Below are 9,520 nucleotides of genomic sequence, written 5' to 3'. Positions count from 1 at the left end.
CAAGAAACATAGTCTGTCAATTTCATCATAAAACCGATGATTTTTTTGAATAATATGTCTCTCAACTAATTTCATAAATCAAGGGGTTAAAATTATATTAGGATTCGAGGACGCGCGGAATTTTTATGATTATTTAGTCTGAAACTAAGCGTGCCAATTTCATTATACTATTAAACCTTTAGCCTTGGAGTTATTAAATTTTGTCAAATATAAAGGCGCTCTTTTGTATAAATCAACGAAGATATTTGACATCACTTGACTATATATGACTATATTTATGTATAACTTTTATTATACTTGGAGATATGGAAAACCTGAACATGGAAAAGAAAATATACCTGAGTATTTTGTAGATATATAGCAGTTGCCATTACTGTATTTGACTGATGAAATAACTACAAACTTGGGAATCAAATTCTTCCTTGTTCCTTATGCTATACAAATAGTTTTGTTTAACAGTTTGCTGTATCAAAATTTCTAGAGTTTTCGGGAGAAGAAAATAGATACAAAAATAAGGCATATCACATTAATTTGTAATATGCGATAGTTTTTAATTATATATAATCAGGGCCTTTGTTGCACGAATATTCTGAAGTCCTTGTAGTGTAAGACTTTATCATTAATAAGATTTATTGAGAAATCCTTGTTTTATAATGCTTCTAGCACTTTTATGCAACAAAGCCATAATCAGGGGCTTATTGGACTTTTAAAGGCGGGTTTTGGATTGAATGGAGCAGTAACATCGCTGCCCCCATCTGTACCTTGACCTACAGGCACTAAATATACAGATTCTACTTGCCCTTGAGATTGTGGTAGAACAATAAAGCGTCCTTCATCTATGAGATAGGTAACTGTTTCTCCACGAATGGTATTGCCTTCCTGTAGGATAAATACATCTCCACTGAGGACAATTCGACGTTCTCTACTAAAGTATTGAGCTTGAGCTGCGGTCGCTTGAATTTGGCGAGCTGGATAGTTAATTTGGACATTACCACGAGCTGTAACAACTCCTGTTCGAGAGTCTGCTTCTTGAATGTCGGAGCGAACGGTCATAGTGCGCCCTGAGGAGTTTTGTGGGGGTGGGTTAGGGTTAATTTGGGCAGATGTAGGATATGTTATGGCATTTACAGCCAAAGGTATGATTAGGGCAAATCCTTTTAATATCAGTAATTTTGATATTTTTTTGTTTAGTATCATTTTTAATTGGACGAAAGTTGTTAAGAGTTTTATTGTCTTGACTATTGGGTATAAAGTTAGGTACTTCTATTATTTTACAGGAAACCGAAGGGACTTATCTATATTTTGAAGTTATTGTGGCATTAAAGGTAATCTTTTTCAACTCAAAAATTTGTTTCAACCTGTAGCAAAACTCACGAGCTACATTCCATTGTTCTCTTGGTATACTTTTTATTCTAATCATAAGTTCTACTTCAGTTTTAGAAATACTATTTACACCTAAAATACTGGCAGAATCTAAAATTTTCTCTTCCCACTCTGCATCATTTTTTAACTCATTAGCAACTTGTTTAACTAATTGTACTGCTTGGCTTAAATTAGAATCTAAATTTAATTTTATTCTTAAATCAATACTTGCCCAATCTTTAGTCAAATTATGTACTGTAGAAATTTTGCTATTAGGAATTGAACTTAAACGTCCTCCTGCATCACGTAATTGTGTTACACGAAAACTCATATCTTCTACATAACCCATAGTATAATCTAGGTCAATCAGATCGCCAATTGCATACCGATCTTCTAGCAAAATCAATATTCCACTGATTATATCTTTAACTAAATTATGACCACCTAAAGAAGCTATCAAACTAATAATACCTAAACCTAATAATACGATAGTGATAGAAACATTGAAATTTTGAAATATCCCCAGCATACCAATACAACCTAATACAAACATCACAATTCCTTTTAATGTATGAGAAAAAGTAATTGCTTGTGGTATTTTTCTATGACCATAACTTTGATTTTCTAATCTTTTAAAACTATTTATAGCAAACCAGTTGACAATCATCGGACTGCCTTTAATTGCTAAATAAGTACTAATTATAATGGTTATAACTATGATATGAGAAACTAAGAAAATCTGCAGCCAACGACTATAAGGAAAATTACCTGAAATCCAAATAATGCCACACAACCATACAATCAAGTGATTTACTTGTAAAAAACTTCTAAAAAAAGAATTTTGATGTTGTTGTTGTTCCCAGATTAACTGTTGTTTTTGCCCTAAAGCTAATTCTGTTTTTGCTGTAGTTAATTCTTGATAATTTCTAAATTCATCTATCTGTGGACGAGATATTTTTAAATTTTCTATGGATTTTTGGATTTTTTGGTACTTTCTTAAGCAGTACTTTTGCCAAATTGATAAGAGAAAGCTCAACAGCATTAAAGCTAATATTATTCCGAAAGAAATTAAAAGTTGTCTCAATAAATAGTCTGGTTGTCGTTCTCTCTGCGCTCTGATTAAGGCATCCTGCAAAAAACCAATAATTTGATTAGTTAAATCTTCTCTAGATATGCCATGAATTTGAGCATCTAAATCTGTGATGGCAATCAGAAATTGATTTTTGAGTTCTTCTGCATCTGAGGCAAATACTAAAGTCTGATTTTCTCGGGTTTCAAGAGTTAATTTTAAAGTATCAGCATCAAAGCAATTTTTAATTGTTTGTTTGAGATTATTTTCATACAGTCTAACTCTAATATTTAGGGGAGATGTATTACTATTTCCTTGGATTTCCTGTCCTGCTACTGCGGCTACTTTGAAAACTTCTCTGCCGTCAATTTTAATTGGTTTATAAACTATATTGCTGATAGGTGTTAATGATTGAACTTGAGTAATATTTTCAATATTATTATTCTGTAATGTTTCTGAAGTCTGGCCTAATGCTAAGAAAGTTTGATTAGTTATCAGAATAAAGGTTAAGAGGCTAAAAATTATAACTGTGATGATTTTTGAGATTTTATAGCGATCAAAAAAGTTATTTTGCTTGATGAATAGTTGTTTGAATGAAATAAATGTATAAATTTGCATAAATCATTGAAGATAAAATTAGTCTATTGATTGATTTCTGCCTGAAAGGATAAACATCCGGACAGAAGTTGTAATGTTTTAACTAGCTATTAGCTTATTAGCTATCAGGCTAAAAATTTGTGCATAGATAATGGTATCTGTTTGCGCAGTTCCGGAACGTAAACGCTTTTTAAGTTAGCTGGAGTACAAAATATTTATCAAAATTAATGTTTTCTTTTGACAGAAAGTACACTTTTTTTTCAATGCTTAACCAATATTTTTTTTGCTTAATATAGCGTTTTTCAAATTCGTGAAATACAGTTGTTTGGTGGTGGTGCATTGTAATGGTGGTGCATTGCATTATTTTTGTTAGGAGGTACGGCAGTGGGAGCATCTTACTCCCGTGCCAAACATCCCTTGTTCCTTGTATACCATTACTATGCAGGACTACCAGTTGTTTTTCTTCTTTTATATCTTCTGTTTCCCGAATTACTACTCTGAAAATATATCTGCAAATTTAATAATTAATATCAATCACAATATCATTAATAATTAGGGCTGGCTGATTAAATATAAAAGCATTGACTGATATTGGTTGTAGTATTTTTAGGTCTAAAAAAGTGTTAGCTTTTCCACCGAAAGGCTCATGCATGCTAGTATTTTGGGACGATTATCGCAGAAAAATCAAGAGAAAATTTTTCCGACTACCTCCTCTATAATTCTCCGTTCCTCCTGTCTCCTGTCTTCCCCTACTGGGAGGGGCCAGCGGGTGGGTTGTCTCCTACCCTCACCCATAAGACTAGTGAAGCGCAAACCCTAATTATTGAGAACGAAGCAGTATAATGATCAAATAAGTCGTAAAAAAATCCCAAAAAGACGATGATTATAGAAGTTTCTTTGACTGAAATAGCCAAAACAACCCGTCAAGCAGCACAAAAATCAGCAGGTTTATCCACAGAAGCAAAAAATCAAGCAATTGAAGCAGTCGCCCAAGCACTGGAAACCGCAGCACCAAAAATTCTCGCAGCAAATAAACTTGACTGTCAGATAGCTCAAACTAATGGCATTGCTAAACCTCTTTATAATAGATTAAAAATGGATGAGGCCAAACTTAATAGTGCGATCGCAGGTTTACGCAATGTTTCTATTTTAGCTGACCCAGTTGGTGCGGTGCAAATACATCGAGAACTAGATGAAGGATTAATTCTCAAACGCATTACTTGTCCATTGGGAGTTATTGGTGTAGTTTTTGAAGCTCGTCCTGATGCTGTGATTCAAATTTCGGCTTTGGCAATTAAATCAGGAAATGGTGTCATTCTCAAAGGAGGAAAAGAAGCAACTAATTCATGTCAGGAATTAGTTACAGCAATTCGCCAAGGACTGGCAACAACTTCTGCTAATCCTGATTCAGTGCAGTTGTTGACTACCCGGGAGGAAACTCTGGAGTTACTGAAGTTAGATAAATATGTCAATTTAATTATTCCCAGAGGTTCTAATTCTTTTGTAAAATTTGTACAGGAAAATACTCAAATTCCTGTTTTGGGGCACGCTGAAGGAATATGTCATGTTTATGTAGATAAGTCAGCAGATATTCAAAAGGCAGTTGCAATTACTTTGGATGCAAAAACTCAGTATCCTGCTGCTTGTAATGCAGTGGAAACTTTGTTAGTTCACACTGATATTGCAGACAAGTTTTTGACAGAGGTTTTCCCAGTTATGGAAAAGCATCAGGTAGAGTTATTAGGTGATGCAGCTACTCAGAAAATTTTACCGTCGGTAAAAGTGGCGACAGAAGGAGACTGGGCAACAGAATACAGCGATCTAGTATTGTCAATTAAGGTAGTAGATAATTTAGAATCAGCGATCGCTCACATCAATACTTATGGTTCTGGACATACAGATGCGATCGTAACTGAGGATGGAGACACTGCAGAGTTGTTTCTGGCTCAAATAGATGCGGCCGGTGTATTCCATAACTGCTCGACTCGGTTTTCTGATGGCTTCCGTTATGGTTTTGGAGCGGAAGTAGGAATTAGTACTCAGAAAATGCCACCCAGAGGTCCAGTAGGTTTAGAAGGGTTAGTAACTTATAAATATCAAGTTATAGGTGATGGTCACATTGCTGCTACTTATTCCGGCGATCGCGCTCAGGCATTTACTCACCGAGATTTGTAATATGGCAGGGAATAGGGAATAGGGAATAGGGAATAGGGTGGTAAACTTTTTTATCTACCACCTACAACCTTCTTCAATTGGTAAGCTTCTTCAACTACCACCTATAGCAACGGCCTGGTTAGTGTTTGACAATTAGTGCGAGCATCTTGCTCGCGTTATGAATCATCATAATTACCCGATGTCCTAACTATAGTGGGGACTGCTATAAAATCTACCATCTTCTTCAATTTTTTTGCATTCGAGCTGCCAGAATAGACCTTAAGTTTTCAAATGCTTCTGGTGTTGCCTCAGAAGCTTGCCATGTTGGACGTGCCATTAAACGATCGCACCAAGCACTTACTTTAGGATATTCAGCCAAGGAAATACCACCTCTTATTGAGAATATAGGAACAATTGTTCCAGCAACAGCATCAGCTAAAGTTAAATTGTCACTACCAAAATAAGAGCGATCGCCCAATAATTTCTCAAAAAACGTTAGTGTTGTAGCAATTTTCTGTTGCGCCTTTTCAACTTTTTCTAAGTCCTCTCCGGGTAAATCAAATATTCTTGGTACCAATGCATCGATGGAAGGCAACAATTCATTAACACTGACCATTTGTACCATTCGCACAATTGTTAGGTCCTTGACATCTGGAGGCAACATAGTAGGGTTAGGGTACTTAGCTTCTAAATAGTCTAGAATTGCTAAAGATTCCACTACATTAAAGCCATCATCTACCAAAGCAGGAATGTGGTGGAAAGGGTTAATTGCCAAAAAATCTGGTTTAAATTGTTCTCCATCGCTCAGTTTGAGTTCTACCAGCTCAAACTCAAGTCCTTTTTCTAGCAATGTCACCCAGACGCGACGGGAATTAGGAGATATTGGGGTGTGATAAAGGGTCAACATCAGAAAACCTCACAGCTTGATGAATAAGATATGTACTGTTAATATTAACAGGACTTACGCAAAAGATAAATTATACACCATTTGTAGGGGTTAACGGCTGTCAACCCTTACTAAAGAAACTAATAAATTTTCCAGATATTCTTTTTTTCGTTCAGCTTCATTTTGAGCATAACCATTTTTAGATTTAAAAGCTTCATAATGACAGGCAATTTGTTCTTGAAATTAAGGATAATTAGACCTAATTTTTTCACCTATAAATAATATAATGTCCAGTTTATATCATGTCCGGTAGCATCAGTATTGTATAGCGAAGGTAAGGAAGAAGGAAGAGGGAAGAAGGCTTAAAAGCTTGAAAAAACAAACGTAAATTTTTTGTAGATATTCACCCTTGGTTTTACACAAACTATACCAACGGACATGATATGAATAGTTATAAATAAACGAGGGAGGAGTCAGCCCTCAGGAGGGAATAAAGAAGGAACAAGCAAGAAAAAGAGAAAGTTTTTTTATCACTAATTATCCGGAAATAATATAACAAACCACCAGGAACTAAACCTTGATCAATTAGCTGTAATAACTTTTGCCTTTGAGGGAGAGTTAACGAAATTTCCCCATCTTCCCCCTAACCCCACATTCCTCTCCTGGGAGGGATTAGGGGTTGCTCCCCACTCTCTTGATCTAATTACACTGATGCTACTGGATTTGATATAAAAATTGTAAGGTGTAGTTCATCACTACCACACTACTATTTTCAAAGGATTAATTTTCTGCATTTTCACAAATTAACTCTATTTAATTAAAATCTTGAATTTGAGCTAATTTTTCTTTAGCTTTATCCAGCATATCTTGAGAATTATTAATTCCTAAGTGGTTCAGTCATATTCAATAATAAACAAGGAAAAAAACTAATATTTTAAGTAAAAGTCTTTGATTAATGTGATAAATTCAGGCGTGTATAAATATTGTTTAGCTTCAATAATAAGACTATCTTCTTGAGGCGGTAATTTCTTTTTGCTTAGTTCCATCAAGATTCGCTTTGTCGGAATTTCTGGCATGGGTTTGACATAGAGTTTTTTGTGACAAAATAATCCAAAATACCGTGCTTTTGTCTGAAATTTTTTAGCTTGCTCGACCGGATAAATAACAGCTAATTTACCCCTATCAGACAAAATTTGAACTGCTGTTTGTAATAAATCAGTTTGCGAAAGAAAGTCTGTATGTCTAGCAACTGTTCTGGCTTTTTTTGCACATTTAGAAACATTTTCAAAGAAAGGAGGATTTGATACTATTAAATCGTACTTTTTTTGACAAAATTCCGTATATTTCTGAATAGAAGAATTGTAAATTTTAATCCGGTCTGACCATGGCGTTCTTTCCACATTTTCTCTAGCTTGAATGGATGAGTCTACATCAATTTCTACAGCATCAATTTGAGCAAGGGAACGCTGTGCCAGCATTAAAGAAATTAAACCTGTACCAGTACCAATATCCAAAATTTTTTCTGCTCCAGAAATATCTACCCATGCTCCTAATAAAGTACCATCAGTACCGACTTTCATTGCACATCGGTCTTGTAGAACAGTAAACTGTTTAAATCGAAATTGATTTCCTCCCATATTCTAATTTCTCTCCTTAATATAGCATTTCCCAAGAAGCGTGAGGTACAATCAGAGGGCGATCGCTAATTAACTGTCAATCCCTAAAAAATTCTCGAATCGTCATAACTGCTAAATCTTTGTGATTCTCTCTCCTCCTGAGTACTGAGGACTGACTCCTTAACTAATCTATAAACTGTTTAACCGGATTTGATATAAGAAGATATTGGCAACTTTGAAAAATCAGCAATTTTAATTTTAGTAATATAACTGTACCTCATTAGCTTGGGAAACGCTATATTAATAATTAATTCAGGAGTTACGCAAAGACACTGTGTATAGAGTCCAGTAACTATTGGACAATAGTTATGAGTACTATATATAGCGTATCTGCGTAAGTCCTATTGAGAACAGACTATATCTAATGTCTTTGCACTAAGTTATGATAATTTTCTTGTTTAGGCGATCGCTTAAAAAAAATGTAGCGATCGCTCTATTTGTCATACGCTATATATAGTGTCTTTGCGTAAGTCCTGATTTATATTACTTTAGGAGAAGGAAAAGTTTATGTTGAATATGATGGTATAGAACACGGCATTACTCAAGATTTAATTGACCAAGGCATTCCTCAGAATAATATAATTTTAGGGCATTTATGGGAAATGAATGCTGAAAATTTTAGGGAAGTTCAGTCAAATTATTAGATATAGCACTACGCACAAATCAAAAGTTAAAATTAATTTCTGAGCGAGTTTGAGTATTTATAAATTTTTTAATATCAGCAAATTTGAAACATTAGGAAAACTCAATACTAAAAGTGCTATGCTGATAAGTGATAACTGAAATGAGTATGCCAATTGCAATTTCTCAAGCTTACACAGAAATAATAGATTTTATAGCATCAGGAGCAACTCCTGAACAAATTATTTCTTTTCAAGCTTCTGAGCAAGTTAAGGAAAGAGTAGCTAATTTAATAGAACGAGAAAAAACAACTGGTTTATTGAGGGAATAAAAATCAGAATTAGATAATTTTTTACAATTGGAACATTTAATGAGGTTAATCAAAGCTAGAGCATATCAATATATTAATCAACAGTAAAAATTTGAGAAATGTCACGTTATTATATTAGTGAAAAGTTACGAAATCAGGTGGCTAGTCGCGCAGATTTTTTGTGTGAATATTGCCTAATTTCTGAAGAGGATACTTTTTTAGGTTTTCAAATAGACCATATAATTAGTATTAAGCATGGAGGAGCAACAGAAGTAGATAACCTTGCTTATACTTGTACATTTTGTAATCGAAATAAGGGTAGTGATTTAGGTTCTATTTCTCAATAAACTGGTGAATTAGTGATATTTTTTAACCCTCGAATTGATAACAGGAATAATCATTTTAAGCTTCAAGGAACAATAATTGAACCTTTAACTCCTATAGGGGAGGTAACGGCTATAATTTTAGGATTTAATGATAGCGTTCGCATCTTAGAACGACAATTGTTAATAAATATGGGTAGATATCCATCAGCAGTTGCTCAAAAAAGAATTAGGAGCCATGTAAGAATAAGTTGTACAAATTTTATCTGGGATAAATTGTGAAATATAGCTTCCATAAAAAAAACTGTTCAAGTTATTTTTACACGACTACTTAGTTCCTCTCAGGAGTGAAAATAATTTTTCTGCCAATTGCATACTTTCCTGGAAACTGAAACTTTAACTCCCCCGGCGGGAAGTCCCGCGCTCTCCCGTAGGGGAGCGTCGTATGGGAAAGCCGGGCGTTATGTGTGTGGTTCGTCCTGATTTTCTATATACTTCTTTAGCACTGAAACACTGACGCCA

9 protein-coding genes are annotated in these 9,520 nt (G+C 34.6%); 5 read left to right on the top strand and 4 right to left on the bottom strand.

Annotated elements, in window-relative coordinates; translation table 11 throughout:
• Nucleotides 1-687 precede the first annotated feature (687 nt).
• Complete coding sequence (locus tag F6K15_RS36455; RefSeq protein WP_293070807.1) at nt 688-1,197, bottom strand: LptA/OstA family protein; 510 nt, start codon at nt 1,195-1,197, stop codon at nt 688-690.
• A gap of 94 nt (nt 1,198-1,291) precedes the next feature.
• Nucleotides 1,292-3,049: a mechanosensitive ion channel family protein gene (locus F6K15_RS36450; protein ID WP_293070805.1), complete on the bottom strand. Its 1,758-nt coding sequence runs from the start codon at nt 3,047-3,049 to the stop codon at nt 1,292-1,294.
• 858 nt (nt 3,050-3,907) lie between these two features.
• Between F6K15_RS36450 and F6K15_RS36445 the strand changes: the two genes are divergently transcribed.
• Nucleotides 3,908-5,203 (top strand): glutamate-5-semialdehyde dehydrogenase, encoded by a 1,296-nt coding sequence (locus tag F6K15_RS36445; RefSeq protein ID WP_293070804.1) that lies wholly within the window; start codon nt 3,908-3,910, stop codon nt 5,201-5,203.
• A gap of 223 nt (nt 5,204-5,426) precedes the next feature.
• On the opposite strand, the gene F6K15_RS36440 is transcribed toward F6K15_RS36445, so the two are convergent.
• The gene (locus F6K15_RS36440) at nt 5,427-6,089 is read right to left on the bottom strand and encodes a glutathione S-transferase family protein (RefSeq protein WP_293070803.1); all 663 of its coding nucleotides are present in this window, start codon (nt 6,087-6,089) and stop codon (nt 5,427-5,429) included.
• A gap of 905 nt (nt 6,090-6,994) precedes the next feature.
• Entirely contained in the window at nt 6,995-7,705 is a 711-nt protein-coding gene (locus F6K15_RS36435; protein WP_293070801.1) for a tRNA1(Val) (adenine(37)-N6)-methyltransferase, read from the bottom strand.
• A 512-nt stretch (nt 7,706-8,217) separates the two neighbouring features.
• Between F6K15_RS36435 and F6K15_RS36430 the strand changes: the two genes are divergently transcribed.
• From F6K15_RS36430 to F6K15_RS36415, 4 genes are all read left to right on the top strand, one after another.
• Nucleotides 8,218-8,388, top strand: coding sequence for an element excision factor XisI family protein (locus tag F6K15_RS36430; RefSeq protein WP_363269479.1), 171 nt, complete (start codon nt 8,218-8,220; stop codon nt 8,386-8,388).
• A gap of 140 nt (nt 8,389-8,528) precedes the next feature.
• Complete coding sequence (locus F6K15_RS36425; RefSeq protein WP_293070799.1) at nt 8,529-8,696, top strand: hypothetical protein; 168 nt, start codon at nt 8,529-8,531, stop codon at nt 8,694-8,696.
• Between the two features lie 98 nt (nt 8,697-8,794).
• Nucleotides 8,795-9,022, top strand: a complete 228-nt coding sequence (locus F6K15_RS36420) for an HNH endonuclease (RefSeq protein ID WP_293070798.1) — start codon at nt 8,795-8,797, stop codon at nt 9,020-9,022.
• Between the two features lie 12 nt (nt 9,023-9,034).
• Complete coding sequence (locus F6K15_RS36415; RefSeq protein WP_293070796.1) at nt 9,035-9,280, top strand: hypothetical protein; 246 nt, start codon at nt 9,035-9,037, stop codon at nt 9,278-9,280.
• Nucleotides 9,281-9,520: the final 240 nt, after the last annotated feature.

Origin of the sequence: Okeania sp. SIO2B3, assembly GCF_010672525.1 — a bacterium.
GTDB lineage: Bacteria > Cyanobacteriota > Cyanobacteriia > Cyanobacteriales > Microcoleaceae > Okeania.
This window is presented reverse-complemented; position numbering and strand designations above follow the sequence as displayed.